Here is a 14,350-nt window from a genome sequence, read left to right on the forward strand (position 1 = left end):
GGCATTGGGGCGCATCCGGTGGGCGGGCGGTGGTCCGGGAAGGGCTCCTTGAGGGAATCCAAGTCCGTGAAGGAGCCCCTCACGGGCTTCAGCGGGCGGGCGGGTCAGGCGCCGCGGAGCAGTTCGACTACCCGGCTTGGTTTGCGGGTGCTGAAGAGCCAGTACGGGGTGGGGTCTGCTGGGTCGGTCAGGGTGATGCGGACCGCGGGGCCTACCCAGCTTCGGTGCAGGACGAAGGCTGCCGGGTCGCCGTCGCGGCCCAGGGCGTGGCGTTTGGCGTCTTTTTCCACGACGGTGATGTCGCCTACGTAGCGCAGCGGCAGGTGGGCGTCGCCTAGCCAGAGTTCGGGGTCGTCGCCCGCGGTGATCTTGACTTTCGCCCGGCCCATCGAGAGCAGCAGCGCCGCCATGACCGGCACGGCGATCGCCAGCGGGATCCACATCGGGACGGACGGGTAGCCCAGGTGGACCTCGACGCCCAGCAGGATCGCCCCGGCCATCGGCAGGGGCCAGCCCCACCACGGCAGGTAGAGCCGTTCGGAATGTGCGACGACGCCCGTCGCGGCGGTGTTCACGCGGTCAGCCACGCATCAAGGGTAGTCTCGCCGCCCGTGTCCAGCGTTCAGGTCCTCCTTCAGCGGCTCGACCCCGAAGTCCCGCCGCCCGCCTATGCCCGGCCCGGCGACGCCGGGGCCGATCTCGTCACCACCTCGGATATCGTGCTCGGACCCGGCGAGCGCGGGGTCGTCGGCACCGGGGTCGCGATCGCGCTGCCCGCCGGGTACGCCGGGTTCGTGCATCCTCGCTCGGGGCTCGCGGCGCGCGTCGGATTGTCGGTGGTCAACACTCCCGGCACGATCGACTCGGGCTATCGCGGCGAGATCAAAGTCTGCCTCGTCAACCACGACCCGCGCGAGAAGATCGTGCTGGCGCGCGGCGACCGGATCGCGCAGCTGGTGGTCCAGCGGGTGGAGCACGCGGAGTTCGTCGAGGTCGCCGAACTCGAGACGACCGAACGCGGCGCGGGAGGTTACGGCTCGACCGGCGGGCACGCCACACTGGCACCCGGCGCCGGAGACACCGGCGCGGGCACCGGGGAAGGAACGGAACGATAGTGGGGATTTTCGGACGCAAGCGCCGGTCGAGCGACGACGAGACCGGAGGCGTCGCTTCCCAGCGCGGCGAAAACGCCGAAGCTGACGGTGCCGACGACGCGCTCGAACCCGAGGACCAGCTGTCGGAGACAACCGACGGCCCGTTCGACGCCGCCGAAGCCGAAGAAGACGGCATCCCGCGCATCGACCTGGGCTCGGTGCGCGTGCCGGTGCCCGACGGTTCGCAGGTGCAGGTCGAAATGGACCCGGAGGAAGGCGGCGTGCGCGCGGTGCACGTCGTGACCGAAGTCGGGCAAATCACCGTCAGCGCCTACGCGGCCCCGAAATCCGGCGGCCTGTGGCGCGAGGTGAGCAACGAGCTCGCCGACCAGCTCCGCGCGGACGGCGCGAAGGTCAACGTGGGCCGCGGCGAATGGGGCATGGAACTGTCCGCGATCGTCGGCGACGTAGCCCTGCGCTTCGTCGGAGTGGACGGCCCGCGCTGGATGCTGCGCGGCGTGATCGCCGGCCCGCAGTCCACTGCCTCGCAGGCTCCCGAAGTCCTGCGAGCGATCGTGCGCCGCACCGTCGTGGACCGGGGCAACTCCCCGATGCCGGTGCGCACCCCTCTCCCCATCACGCTCCCCGACGCAGTCGCCCAGCACATCGCGGAACAGCAAGGCTGACCGTTTTCGCTCTCCAGAAGGCCCTCGCGGACACCATTCCGCGAGGGCCTTCTCGACGCGTCCTCACAACGCCCGCAAAAACGCCAGAACAGTCGCTCTCCCCAACGCCTCCCGATCCCGCCCGACCGCCTCGAGCGACGTCTCCCCGTACCTCCCCCTGGGCAGCGTCCGAGCCCACTCCCGGGCGACCGAAGCGGGATGAACGGGATCATCCGCGCATCCGCCCACCCCGGCCGGAACCTTTACGCCCCGCAATTCCGCCAATGCCGGCGCTGGCCTCCCCGCCGCCGCCCGCAACCCGGCCTCCAGCCCGTCCCCCTGCCGCCGCCAAGCCCGCCCCAGCTCTTCCCCGAGCCACCCCGGACTTCCCGCCGCCGCGGAAGCCAGCGCCCCCTCCACCCCCGCATCAGCCACCAGATCCGCCGTGACCGTCGCAGCCGCCGCCGCGGGTGCTGATCCGGATTCCCCGTTCCAAGCCGGGAGCGCCGCCAGCAGCCCCTCGCAACGCCCCGGATTCGCCACCGCCCACTCCGCGGCGAGATGTGCCCCGAACGAAATCCCGCCCACCAGCAAAGTCCCGTACCGGTCAGCGAGACGGTCCAGTCCGGCCAAAAACTCCTCGGCGAGGCTCGCTCCGGCAACCGGTGCGGGCGTGATCAACGGCACCCCCAGCGCGGCGAGCGGCCCCCCGAACACCGAGCGCACGAAGACCTCGTCGGAGCCGGTGCCGGGCAGCAGGACGGCGGCCGGGAGACGGATTGCGGACGTCACGTTGCGATCTTGCCCCAAACCCGTTTCCCTGACTGGGACCGCAGCTACGCTGGAACACGCACGGGCCGAACGAAGTCGGGGGCCCCGGAGCACAGGAGCACACCATGTCCGCCAAGGACGGCGGCTACTTCAGCCGGTTGGTTCGCAAGCTGACCAGCGACGTCGAGGACCTCGACGCCGACGAGATGTCCGAGAGGTCGGGTGCCGAAGGCGCGCAGCGCGCCTGTGACTGCCGGTCCGGCGAAGAGGTGACGGTGCTCGGCAGGCTGCGCAGCGTCGAGCTGTCGCCGACCGACGGGCCCGCCTCGCTGCAGGCGGAGCTGTTCGACGGCACGCAGGGCGTGACGCTAATCTGGCTGGGCAGGCGCCGGATTCCCGGCATCGAGCCCGGCCGTACCGTCAAGGTTCGCGGCCGGATGGCCGAACGGGACGGGCAGAAGGTGCTCTACAACCCGTATTACGAACTCCAGAGCCCGGTAGGGTGATCAACGCTCGTGACTGAACCCGCTGCTCCCCGCGACGAGAAGGACGCGCCCGGAAACGGGGGCGACGAAGAGCGGCAGCCGACGCTGATGGAGCAGATGGGCGGGGTTTCCGGCCTGTTCTATTCCTCGGTGCCGGTCATCGTCTTCGTCCTGCTGAACGCGTTCTTCGGGCTCACCGCGGCGATCTGGGGCTCGATCGGCAGCGCGGTGGCGATCACCGTCCTGCGCGTCGTGCGCAAGGAGCCGCTGCAGCCGGCCATCTCGGGGTTCTTCGGCGTCGCGATCGCGGCGTTCATCGCGTTCCGCACCGGGTCCGCGAAGGGGTTCTTCCTCTTCGGCATCTGGGCGAGCCTCGCCTACTGCGCCGTGTTCGTGATTTCGGTGGTGGTGCGCTGGCCGCTGGCGGGCGTCGTGTGGAACGCGCTCAACGGCAACGGCACCGCCTGGCGCAAGGACAAGCCGTCCCGCTACGGCTACGACGTCGCGACGCTCGCGATGGCCGTCATCTTCGCCGCCCGGTTCGTGGTGCAGCGCTGGCTCTACGACGGAAACCAGACCGGCTGGCTCGCGTTCGCCAAGATCGCGATGGGCTACCCGCTGTACGCGATCGGGCTGCTGGTGGTCGTCTGGGCGGTGCGCCGCTCCGACAAGCGGCTGAAGGCGCTCGCCGAGGAAGAACCGGAGCCGGAGACCGACGCGCAGGTGGAGGCGCGCCTGCGGGAGAAGTACGCGCAGGCGCCGACTCCCGAGACCTGATCCGACGCACGCAAAAGGGGCGGGCCCGCGACGAGCCCGCCCCTTTTGCGTGTCTCAGTAGCCCAGCGCCGTCCGGATCTCCGGTTCGACGTCCGAGGTCGCGACGAACAGCAGTTCGTCGCCCGCCTCCAGCGGGTCCTCCGGCTGCGGCACGATCACCCGGTCGCCGCGCAGGATCGTCACCAGCGCCGCGTCGCGCGGCAGCGCCAGTTCGCTCACCGGCTTGCCCGCGAGCGGCGTCTCCTCCGGCAGGGTGAGTTCCACCAGGTTCGCCTGCCCCTGCCGGAATGTCATGAGCCGCACCAGATCGCCGACGCTCACCGCTTCCTCGACCATCGCGGCGAGCATCCGCGGGGTCGACACGGCCACGTCGACGCCCCACGCGTCGGTGAACAGCCATTCGTTGGCCGGGTTGTTCACCCGCGCCACCACGCGCCGCACGGCGAACTCCGTCTTCGCCAGCAGCGACACCACGAGGTTCGCCTTGTCGTCGCCGCTCGCCGCGATCACGACGTCGCAGCGTTCGATGCCGGACTCCTCGAGGATCGACACCTCGCACGCGTCGCCCAGCACCCAGTCGGCCTGCGGAACGGATTCCGGCTCGAACTGGTCGGCGTCGCGCTCGATCAGCATCACCTGGTGGTTGCCGTCGATGAGCTCGGCGGCGATGGACTGCCCGACGGCTCCCGCGCCCGCGATCGCGACCCGCATCAGTTCTCCTCCTCGGGGGCGCGAGCGGCCAGGCTCGTCACGTCTCCGACGGTGCCCGAACGCGCCGCCACCCACACGTCGTCGTCGGCCTGCACGACGGTCTTCGCGTCCGGCAGCACCGCGGTGCCGAACCGCATCATGAACGCCACCCGCGCGCCGGTGGTCTCCTGCAGCTCGCGCACGCTGCGGCCGACCCAGCCCTCGTGCAGCGGCAGTTGCAGCAGCGCGACGTTGCCGGACGGATCGCGCCACGCGGAGGCGACGCCGTCGGGCAGCAGGGTGCGCAGGAACCGGTCGGTCGTCCACGGCACGGTCGCGACGGTCGGGATGCCCAGCCGTTCGTACACCGCGGCGCGCTTGTGGTCGTAGATGCGCGCGACCACGTGCTCGACGCCGAAGTTCTCGCGCGCGACCCGCGCGGAGATGATGTTGGAATTGTCGCCGCTCGACACGGCCGCGAAAGCGCCCGCGCGCTCGATCCCGGCCTCGACGAGCACCCGGCGGTCGAAACCCGCCCCGACGACCTGCTGGCCGTGGAAGTCGCTGCCCAGCCTGCGGAACGCCTGCTGGTTCTTGTCGATGACGGCCACGTCGTGGCCGAGCCGCTCCAGCGCCGCGGCCAGAGACGCGCCGACGCGGCCGCATCCCATGATCACCACGTGCACGCTTAGCCTCCTCGCAGGGTGCGGATGACCCGTCGGTGGGTACCCTCGGACACCAGCGCCGAACCTACCTTGCCCCTGCCAGTTAGGCTCTCGTGGTGTCGAAGTTCCCGACCGTGCTGAAGCGGCTGGTCCTAGGACGTCCGTTCCGAAGTGACCGTCTCGCCCACACCTTGTTGCCCAAGCGCATCGCGCTGCCCATTTTCGCCTCCGACGCGCTGTCCAGCGTGGCCTACGCGCCGGAGGAGATCTTCCTGACGCTGAGCGTCGCGGGCCTGTCCGCGTACGCCTTCGCGCCGTGGATCGGGGTCGCGGTCGCGCTGGTCATGCTCGTCGTCGTGGCGTCCTACCGGCAGAACGTCCACGCGTACCCGAGCGGCGGCGGCGACTACGAGGTCGCGACGACCAACCTCGGCGGGAAGTTCGGCCTGACGGTGGCGAGCGCGCTGCTGGTCGACTACGTGCTGACCGTCGCGGTGTCCACTTCGTCCGGTGTCGCGAACATCGGTTCGGCGATTCCGTGGGTGGCCAACCACAAAGTGCTCGCCTCGGTCGTGATCGTGGCCGTGCTGACCGCGCTGAACCTGCGCGGAGTGCGCGAATCCGGCAAAGCGTTCGCCATTCCCACGTACGGCTTCATCGCGGGCATCCTGATCATGGTCGTCTGGGGGCTGTTCCAGGCCGTCACCGGCACCGAGATGCGCGCCGAGAGCGCGGGCTTCACGCTGCACGAGGAAGGCAACTGGGCGGGCATCGCGTTCGTGTTCCTGATCCTGCGGTCGTTCTCGTCCGGCGCCGCCGCGCTGACCGGGGTCGAGGCGATCAGCAACGGCGTGCCCGCGTTCCGCAAGCCGAAGTCGAAGAACGCGGCGACCACGCTGCTGCTGATGGGCGTGCTGGCGGTGACGATGCTGGTCGGCATCATCACGCTCGCGATCGTGACGAAGGTGAACTTCGCCGAGGACCCGGCGCGGCAGCTGGCCGGCGCGCCCGCGGGCTACGAGCAGAAGACGATCGTCGCGCAGATCGCGCACGCGGTGTTCGAGAGCTTCCCGCCCGCGTTCTACTACATCTCGTTCTCCACCGGCATCATCCTGCTGCTGGCCGCGAACACCGCCTTCAACGGCTTCCCGGTGCTCGGCTCGATTCTCGCCCAGGACCGCTACCTGCCGCGGCAGCTGCACACGCGCGGCGACCGGCTGGCCTTCTCCAACGGCATCCTGTTCCTCGCGGTTTTCGCGCTGGTGCTGATCATCGCGTTCGACGCCGAGGTCACCCGGCTGATCCAGCTGTACATCGTGGGCGTGTTCGTGTCGTTCACGGTGAGCCAGGCGGGCATGATCCGGCACTGGAACCGGTTGCTGGACAAGGAAACCGACGCGGCGGCGCGGCGGCGGATGCGCCGTTCGCAGACGGTGAACGCGATCGGCCTCACCATGACCGGCACCGTGCTGGTGATCGTGCTGATCACCAAGTTCCTGCTCGGCGCGTGGATCGCGATCGCCGCGATGGTGGCGATTTTCGCGTTGATGACCGCGATCCGGAAGCACTACGACCGGGTGGCCGAGGAGCTCAAGGACATGGGCGACGCGCCGACCGTGCTGCCCTCGCGCAACCACGCGATCGTGCTGGTGTCCAAACTGCACCGGCCGACGCTGCGCGCGCTGGCCTACGCGAAGGCGATGCGCCCGGACGTGCTCGAGGCGGTCACGGTCAACGTGGACGACGCCGACACCCGCGCGCTCACGCACGAATGGGAAGCGCACAAGTTCAAGGTGCCGCTGAAGGTCGTCGAATCGCCGTACCGGGAAATCACGAAGCCGGTGCTGGACTACGTGAAGCGGGTCCGCGGCGCCAATCCGCGAGACGTCGTCACCGTGTTCATTCCGGAGTACGTCGTGGGGCACTGGTGGGAGCAGGTGCTGCACAACCAGAGTGCGTTGCGGCTCAAGGGAAGGCTGCTGTTCCAGCCGGGTGTGGTCGTGGCGAGCGTGCCGTGGCAGCTGGAGTCGTCGCAGAAGGCGGTCGCGCGGCTGCGCAAGGCCCGCCCGTCCGCCGGCGACGTCCGCCGCGGTTTCACGCCCACGACCCCTCGTCCCGCGGACGCCCCGAAGCCCGCTCCTGCGACTAAGGAATCATCAGAATGACCGAGAGCTGGCTAGGCCGGATCCTGGAACTGGAAGTCGGCCCAGTCGCGCACGGCGGACATTGTGTGTCGCGTGTGGACGGACGAGTGCTGTTCGTGCGGCACGCGCTGCCCGGCGAACGCGTGCGGGCCGAAGTGACCGAGGACAAGGGCGGCTCGTTCTGCCGCGCCGACGCGATCGAGGTGCTCAGCGGGTCGGAGCACCGCGTGACGCCGCCGTGCCCGCTCGCCGCCCCTGGCGGTTGCGGAGGCTGCGACTGGCAGCACGCCGAACCGGCCTACCAGCGGGAACTGAAGGCCGCGGTGGTGGCCGAACAGCTGCAACGGCTCGCCGGGATCACCCGTGACGTGGTTGTCGAACCGCTCGAAGGCGGCCCGCTCGGCTGGCGCAGCCGGGTGCGGCTCGTCGCCGGACGCGACGGCCGGGCGGGCTTGCGGGCGCACCACAGCCACCGCGTCATCCCGATCGACGACTGCCCGATCGCGGTGCCCGGCTCGCTCGGCACCGCGCTGAGCAAGCGCTGGCGGCCGGGTACCGAACTGGAAGTCGCCAGCGACGGCGAGAACCACCTCCACCTGCGCGAACTCGCCACCGTGCGCGGGCGTACGCAAGGCAAGCAACTGTCCGGCGGCATGGCGATCCAGCACGCCGCCGGACGCGACTGGCGGCTCGACGCGCACGGCTTCTGGCAGGTCCACCCGCGCGCGGCGGACACGCTGGCGGAACTCGTGCGGGAATGGGCGGACGCACCGCGCGGCGGGGTCGCCTGGGACCTGTACGCCGGGGTCGGCCTGTTCGCCTCGGTGCTCGCCGATCAGGTCGGCCCGGACGGCCAGGTGCTGGCCATCGAATCCGGCCGGCGCGCGGTCTCCGACGGCGAGCGCAACCTCGCCGACCTGCCGCAGGTCAGCTGGCGTTCCGGACGCGTGGAACACCTCATCGAAGACGCCCCGGCGCCGGTCGACGTCGTGGTCCTCGACCCGCCGCGCAAGGGAGCCGGCCGAGCAGTCGTCAACGCGATCGCGGCCGGTGAGCCGGACCGGATCGTCTACGTGGCTTGCGACCCGGCGGCGTTGGCGCGGGACGTGCAGTTCTTCTCGGAGCACGGGTATTCGCTGACGGATCTGCGGGCTTTCGACGCGTTCCCGATGACGCATCACGTGGAGTGCGTCGCGCTGCTCCAGTGACTCTTATCGCCCCCGTTGGGCATTTGCCGCCGCGATCAGTCCCGTCGCGGCCAAGACGAGGCCCGCGGTCAGCAGCACCCATGCTCCTGCCGCGGGCTGAACGTCGGCGGAGGGGGCGAGCCGGTTCGCGCTGGGGAGCGTGATCACGAGGTAGCGCAGGAGGATTCCCGCTACCGCGATGCCGGTCAGGGCGGTGAAGGCCAGCGGCTCGGCTTGGCGTCGGCGGAGAGTCAGGATCGCCAGCGCGAAGGCGAGCGCCAAGGCTCCGGCACAGGCCAGCCGAAGGCCGAGATCCAGATCGGGTTCCGTGCCGCCCAGCGGCAGATGCGACGGAAGATAATGCGCGGTCGGCAGGGCAAGCCCGACGCCACCGCCCACCGCGGCGATCGCTCCGGCCCACGCGAGCACCCGATTGCCTGCCACGGAAGAAATTCTACGTCGGTATCGCTGCTTCCGATTGCTTGTGCCGCAACGGAATCTGCTGCTTCGGCCGGACGGGAGACTCCCCGTTGACGGTCACGATTCGGTCACGCGAGAACCTCAGCGCGCTCCGCGGCGACTGACCGGATGTGCATCGCGGAAGGTGCGCGGTTCTCCGGCAGCGGGTCGGAGGACGGAGCGAGGGGTGGACATGATGGTGCGCGGAATTCTGTCACTGGCGGGTGTGCTGCTGGCGAGACGGCGGACCGGCGCTCGGTCGGGAACCGGTTGTCAGCACCATCTCTCGCGTCCACGGTCAGAACCGGAGCCAGCGGTCGAACCACCCACGGGCCCGGAACAGGACGTCGAGTTGGTGATGGCGTTCCCGGATCGAGTGCCCCTCCCTCGGGTAGATCACGAACTCGTGCTCGACGCCGAAATGGCGCAGCGCCCGGTGGAAGCACACGGATTGGCCGAGCGGAACGTTGGTGTCCTCGGCGCCGTGCAAGAGGAGCACCGGAGTGCGAACGCGGCTGGCGAACGAGATCGGACTGACCGCGTCGTGCGAATGCGGGCCGACGCCGTCCCACCCGGTGCTGCCGCCGAGCGCGGCTTCGAACTGGCCGTACTCGCCGGTCGCGGCGAGCATGCCCCAGTCGATGACGCCGGAGAGGACCAGCGCGGCGCGGAAGCGATCGGTCTGGCCGACGGCCCAGGCGGCCAGGAACCCGCCATGGCTTCCTCCGGCGATCCCCAGCCGGTCGGGGTCGGCGACGCCCTCGGCGACGAGCAGGTCGATGCCGGACAGGATGTCGGTCCACTCCTCCTGTCCGACCCTGCCGGCCACGCTGAGGGCGAACTGGTGGCCGTGGCCCTGTCCGCCGCGCGGATTGGGCAGGAACACCGCATAGCCGGCGGCGAGCCACTGCGCGCTGGGGAACCAGAACAGCTGGAAACGATCGGCGTAACGGTCGTAGGGACCGCCGTGCGCGATCGTGATGAGCGGAAACGGGCCGTCCGAAACGGATTTCCCCACTGGCAGTACGAGCAGACCGTCCAGATCGAGGCCGTCGGCGGCACGGTAGGCCAGGGGGCGCTGGGTGCCGAACGCGATGCCGTTCAGCTCGGGGCGGGTGTCGGTGATCTTTCGCAGTGGTCCGCTCGGCGGCCCGACGTGAACATTCGGGGGCTGGTAGCGGGTGCCGGTGAGGACCGCGATCGTCGTGGCGTCCGGAGTGGTGGTGAGGGCATTGAGAAGGCCGGGGTGCTGCGACAAGGTCGTGAGGCCGGTGGGGTCGAGCCGGGCCAGTGTCGTGTTCAGGCCGTCGGCGAACACGACCAGTGGGGCGGCGTCGGTCTCGTGCAGTTCGGTGGGGCATATCGGGAGGCCGGACGTCCGGTTGCGCAGGACCCGGCTGTCCACGGCGAGGTCGAACACGGCGGTGCCGGCCTGCAGAACCGGTGGGGTGAGAGCGAGGTAGCCGAGGTGCCAGCCGTCCTCTCCTGGCCACCAGATCAGGGATCCGGCAGCTGCGCCTGCCTCCCCGAGATCAGCCGTGGCCCCGGTCACGGGATCGAACAGGTGCAGGCGGCCGGTGCGGGGACCGTAGTCGTTGTCGCTGCTGGCCTGGGTGAGCACGGCGAGCGGACCGCCGCCGGGCCGTTGCCGCAATTCCACGACGTGCCGGTCGCCGAACACCTCTGGAGTGGTGACCAGGCCGGTGCGCAGGTCGAGCAGACGCAACCGGGCACGCGGTTCCCGCTCGCCGACGACAATCGCGTCGTCACGGTCCCGGGCGCGGCTCGCGTCGTGTTCGGTGGGTTCGTCCCAGGCGAGCAGAGCGACCAGGTTGGGGTCAGCGAGCGGCAGGTAGTCGACGATGCCGGAGCGCCAGTCGGTCACCGCGCCCGCCGCGCCGTCAGCGAGGACGAGCCGGTGCACCTGCGAGGTGCCGCGGTCGGCTCGGTCGGAGAGGAAAAACAGCGTGCCCGAGTCCTCGGACCATCGAGGGCGGGATTCCGTTGCGGTGTCGGAGGTTGCCCGGCGGGACGCGGCGGTGCCGTCGGCGCCGACGAGCCAGAGTTCGGTGTCGAGGTGGTCACCGGTCCGGCTGAGGGGAGCGAGGACGTAGCAGAGCAGTTGCCCGTTCGGGGCAAGAGCAGGGGTCTGCGGTGCGCGACCATCAACCACGAGTTCGGCGGTCAGACCAGACATGTGCCCAGTCTGCCCATCTCGCCGGCGCAGCACGCGATCGAACCGGCATCGGTTGGTACAAGGCCGATTAGCGGGTGGTTGTGCCCCACCAGGACACAACCACCCGCCGCGAGGTCAGCCCCGGTCTTCCTTGAGCATGTCCGCGCACTTCTCGCCGATCGCCATCGTCGTGATGCACGGGTTCACCGTGACGAGGAACGGCATCACCGAAGCGTCGGCCACCCGCAGGCCCGCGACGCCGCGGACGCGCAGCCGCTCGTCCAGCACCGCCTCGGGGTCGCCGTCCGCGCCCATCCGGGCCGTGCAGGCCGGGTGGTACACGGTGTTGTGCGTTTTGCGCAGGTAGTCGGCGATCTCGTCGTCGGTCTTGCAGTCGCGGCCCGGCGCGAGTTCCACGCCCGCCCATTCGTCGAGCGCGGGCTGGGCGGCGATCTCGCGGGCGAGTTTCACGCCGTAGGTCATCACGCGCATGTCGTACTCGTCGGTGAAGTACCGCGGGTCGACGCGGGGCTTGTCGCGGAAGTCGCGCGTGCGCAACCGCACGGTGCCCCGCGATCGGCTGCGCGTCACGTTGGGCGTGAGGCAGAAGCCGTTCTCCGTCGTCGGGTAGCCGTGCCGGACGGTGTTCATGTCGAAGGGCACCGAACCGTAGTGGAACATCAGGTCCGGGCGGTCCAGGCCCTCCTCGGTCATGGTGAAGATGCCGATTTCCCACCACTGCGTGGATTCGGTGACCATCGGCTGCAGGGCGTCCCACATCACCAGGCCCTCGGGGTGGTCCTCGAGGTTCGAGCCGACGCCCGGCGAGTCCACGAGCACCTCGACGCCGACCTCGCGCAGGTGCTCGGCGGGCCCGATGCCGGACAGCATCAGCAGTTTCGGCGTGTCGATCGCGCCGGAGCTGACCACGACCTCGCGGCGCGCGGTGATCGTGCTGTGGTGGATGAGGTCCGCGTCCAGCACCTCGACGCCGGTGCAGCGGCGGCCGTCGAACAGCAGCCGTTTCGCGCGGGCTCCGGTGCGGATCTTCAGGTTCGGCCGCTTGCCCATGATCGGGTGCAAGTACGACACCGACGCCGAAGACCGGGTGCCGTCCTCGCGGGCGTTGATCTGGAACCAGTTCGCGCCGTGGGTGACGGTCTTGCCGGAGTTGAACTCCGTCGTCGGGATGCCCGTCTGGGCGCACGCGGACAGCAGCGCCGCGCCCGCGGGGTCGTGCGGCGGGACCGACCGGATGGTGACCGGGCCGGAGCGGCCGTGGTGGTCGCCGGGGCCGTCGTTGGTCTCCAACCGTTGGTACAGCGGGAAAACGTCCGCGGCCGACCAGCCCGGCAGGCCCATCGAGGACCATTCGTCGAGGTCCTCGGCCGGGGCCCAGAACGCGATGCACGAGTTGTGCGACGAGCAGCCGCCGAGCACCTTCGCGCGGGCCTGGCGCAGGTAGGAGTTGCCCGCCTCCTGCGGTTCCACCAGGTAGTCCCAGTCGTATCCGGACTCCAGCAGGCCCATCCAGCGGGTCAGCTCCAGCACCTCCGGCACGTCCGTGTCGGACGGTCCGGCCTCGAGGAGGCAGACGGTCACGTCCGGGTCCTCGGACAGCCGGGCGGCGACCACCGATCCGGCCGTTCCGCCGCCGACCACCACGTAGTCGAACTCGCTTGCGCTCACCGGGAAACCTCCTCGTCGGGCGCGGGGGCGGCGGCGTGGTCCGCCAGCACCCCGACCTTGTGCCGTTGCACGAACCAGTAATAGGCGAAGCCGCCGGCCGCGAAGACGCCGACGAACAGCACCGAAATCCACTTCAGATACCAGTGGAAGGGCGGGGAAGCGTTGTAGATCTCGTTGCGGGGCCAGGCCAGGTTGATCGTCATCGCACCGCCCCACAGCACCGCGAGCACGTTCACCGGGAGACCCCAGCGGCCGAGGGAGAACCGGCCGGCCGGGGTGCCCTCGCGCGGCCAGCGCCCGCGCAGCCGGCGGATCAGCATGGGCACAGTCACGAGGAGGTAGGACAGGTAGATCAGGATGATCGCGAGGCTGGTCACGGCCGAGAAGATCTGCGTGGAGTTGATGTTCAGCACCAGCAGCGCGATCGCGAGCACGCCGATCACGATCGCGGGCAGCACCGGGGTGCCGGTGGTCTTGTTGACCCGCGCCAGCTTCCGGCCGCCGGGCAGCGCGTTGTCCCGGGCCATCGCGAACGCGATCCGGATCGCCGCGGTGTGCACGGCCAGCACGCACACGGTGATCGCGATGAACACGACGAACAGGAACACTCGTCCGATCGCCGGGCCGAGCGCGTCGGTGAGCACGTATTGCAGGCCGACCGTGCCGAGTTCCGGCGCGTTGATGTTGCCGACCGCCATGAGCGCGAACAGGATGATCAGCCCGCCCAGCACGAAGGAGGCGACCAGCGCGCGCAGAATCGCCTTCGGCGCGTTGCGGTGCGGGTTCAGCGATTCCTCGCCGAGCGACGCGGCGGTGTCGAAGCCGTACATGACGTACGACGAGGCGATCCCGGCGATCAGGAACGCGCCGAGGTAACCCGACGAATGCCCGGCCTCGGTGCCGTTCGTCTCGGTCACCACCGACGGGCCGCGTACGAAATGGAAGGCGAGGAACACCACCAGCAGCACCGCGAACAGCAGCTCCACGAACACGCCCGCGCTGTTGATCCGCGCCATCAGCTTCACGCCGAAAGCGTTCACCAGCGTGGTGAACACGATCAGCACGGTGGCCAGCAGCACGCCGTTGGCCGCGTCGCTGGTGCCCGTGCCGTCGCCGATGAACTGGAAGAACGACGTGATCTGCGGCAGCGTCCGCTGGTAGGCGAGCGCGGTCGCGGAGATCGAGACGATCGAGGCCAGCAGCATCATCCAGCCGGCCATCCACGCGATGTGCGGGTTGCTGAGCTTCTTCGCCCAGTTGTAGACCGACCCGGCGACCGGGTACTGCGCGGCCAGTTCGGCGAAGCAGAGCGCCACCATCAGCTGCCCGATGAACACCGCGGGCCAGGACCACCAGTAGGCCGGGCCGCCCTCGGAAAGGCCGAGGTAGGAGAGCTGGAACACCCCGGTCAGCACCGAGATGTAGCTGATCCCGGCAGCGAAGGTGTGGAAACTGCCGAGCGTTCTCTTGAGCTGGTTGGTGTAGCCGAATTCGCCGAGTTCGCGATCGCCGGTGTCGCTCAAGGGCACGAATTCCTTTCGGTGGGGA

General features: G+C 69.8%; 14 protein-coding genes. 6 read left to right on the forward strand and 8 right to left on the reverse strand.

Features of this window, described 5'->3' with window-relative positions; translation table 11 throughout:
- Positions 1-104: 104 nt before the first annotated feature.
- The gene (locus tag L3Q65_RS03170) at positions 105-587 is read right to left on the reverse strand and encodes a DUF3093 domain-containing protein (protein WP_237598750.1); all 483 of its coding nucleotides are present in this window, start codon (positions 585-587) and stop codon (positions 105-107) included.
- A gap of 24 nt (positions 588-611) precedes the next feature.
- On the opposite strand from L3Q65_RS03170, the gene dut reads away from it, so the two are divergent.
- Together dut and L3Q65_RS03180 are read left to right on the forward strand one after the other, a co-directional pair.
- Entirely contained in the window at positions 612-1,115 is a 504-nt protein-coding gene (dut, locus tag L3Q65_RS03175) for a dUTP diphosphatase (RefSeq protein WP_043838363.1), read from the forward strand.
- Complete coding sequence (locus tag L3Q65_RS03180) at positions 1,115-1,780, forward strand: DUF3710 domain-containing protein (RefSeq protein WP_182890543.1); 666 nt, start codon at positions 1,115-1,117, stop codon at positions 1,778-1,780. Before dut ends, L3Q65_RS03180 begins: the two co-directional genes overlap by 1 nt.
- A 63-nt stretch (positions 1,781-1,843) precedes the next feature.
- On the opposite strand, the gene L3Q65_RS03185 is transcribed toward L3Q65_RS03180, so the two are convergent.
- Positions 1,844-2,551 (reverse strand): alpha/beta fold hydrolase, encoded by a 708-nt coding sequence (locus L3Q65_RS03185; protein WP_237598751.1) that lies wholly within the window; start codon positions 2,549-2,551, stop codon positions 1,844-1,846.
- A gap of 104 nt (positions 2,552-2,655) precedes the next feature.
- Between L3Q65_RS03185 and L3Q65_RS03190 the strand changes: the two genes are divergently transcribed.
- Positions 2,656-3,036, forward strand: a complete 381-nt coding sequence (locus L3Q65_RS03190) for an OB-fold nucleic acid binding domain-containing protein (RefSeq protein ID WP_009075573.1) — start codon at positions 2,656-2,658, stop codon at positions 3,034-3,036.
- A gap of 87 nt (positions 3,037-3,123) precedes the next feature.
- A complete protein-coding gene (locus L3Q65_RS03195) occupies positions 3,124-3,792 on the forward strand; it encodes a DUF3159 domain-containing protein (RefSeq protein WP_182890904.1) in 669 nt (222 codons plus the stop codon).
- A gap of 54 nt (positions 3,793-3,846) precedes the next feature.
- Here the strand turns inward: L3Q65_RS03195 and L3Q65_RS03200 are convergent, their stop codons facing one another.
- Both L3Q65_RS03200 and L3Q65_RS03205 read right to left on the reverse strand, forming a co-directional pair.
- Positions 3,847-4,503: a TrkA family potassium uptake protein gene (locus tag L3Q65_RS03200; protein ID WP_009075577.1), complete on the reverse strand. Its 657-nt coding sequence runs from the start codon at positions 4,501-4,503 to the stop codon at positions 3,847-3,849.
- Entirely contained in the window at positions 4,503-5,168 is a 666-nt protein-coding gene (locus L3Q65_RS03205) for a TrkA family potassium uptake protein (RefSeq protein WP_067579456.1), read from the reverse strand. The genes L3Q65_RS03200 and L3Q65_RS03205 overlap by 1 nt, the downstream gene beginning before the upstream one ends.
- A 95-nt stretch (positions 5,169-5,263) precedes the next feature.
- On the opposite strand from L3Q65_RS03205, the gene L3Q65_RS03210 reads away from it, so the two are divergent.
- Both L3Q65_RS03210 and L3Q65_RS03215 read left to right on the forward strand, forming a co-directional pair.
- Positions 5,264-7,312 (forward strand): APC family permease, encoded by a 2,049-nt coding sequence (locus L3Q65_RS03210; protein WP_182890541.1) that lies wholly within the window; start codon positions 5,264-5,266, stop codon positions 7,310-7,312.
- The gene (locus tag L3Q65_RS03215; RefSeq protein ID WP_182890540.1) at positions 7,309-8,499 is read left to right on the forward strand and encodes a class I SAM-dependent RNA methyltransferase; all 1,191 of its coding nucleotides are present in this window, start codon (positions 7,309-7,311) and stop codon (positions 8,497-8,499) included. The genes L3Q65_RS03210 and L3Q65_RS03215 overlap by 4 nt, the downstream gene beginning before the upstream one ends.
- 3 nt (positions 8,500-8,502) lie before the next feature.
- On the opposite strand, the gene L3Q65_RS03220 is transcribed toward L3Q65_RS03215, so the two are convergent.
- From L3Q65_RS03220 to L3Q65_RS03235, 4 genes are all read right to left on the reverse strand, one after another.
- On the reverse strand, positions 8,503-8,922 hold the full coding sequence (locus tag L3Q65_RS03220) for a hypothetical protein (protein WP_237598752.1): 420 nt from the start codon (positions 8,920-8,922) through the stop codon (positions 8,503-8,505).
- Between the two features lie 313 nt (positions 8,923-9,235).
- Complete coding sequence (locus tag L3Q65_RS03225) at positions 9,236-11,134, reverse strand: prolyl oligopeptidase family serine peptidase (protein ID WP_237598753.1); 1,899 nt, start codon at positions 11,132-11,134, stop codon at positions 9,236-9,238.
- 114 nt (positions 11,135-11,248) lie between these two features.
- Positions 11,249-12,802, reverse strand: coding sequence for a GMC family oxidoreductase (locus L3Q65_RS03230; RefSeq protein ID WP_237598754.1), 1,554 nt, complete (start codon positions 12,800-12,802; stop codon positions 11,249-11,251).
- A complete protein-coding gene (locus tag L3Q65_RS03235; protein WP_237598755.1) occupies positions 12,799-14,325 on the reverse strand; it encodes an APC family permease in 1,527 nt (508 codons plus the stop codon). The genes L3Q65_RS03230 and L3Q65_RS03235 overlap by 4 nt, the downstream gene beginning before the upstream one ends.
- Between the last annotated feature and the right edge of the window lie 25 nt (positions 14,326-14,350).

Source organism: Amycolatopsis sp. FU40, assembly GCF_021903635.1.
Classification (GTDB): Bacteria; Actinomycetota; Actinomycetes; order Mycobacteriales; family Pseudonocardiaceae; genus Amycolatopsis; species Amycolatopsis dendrobii.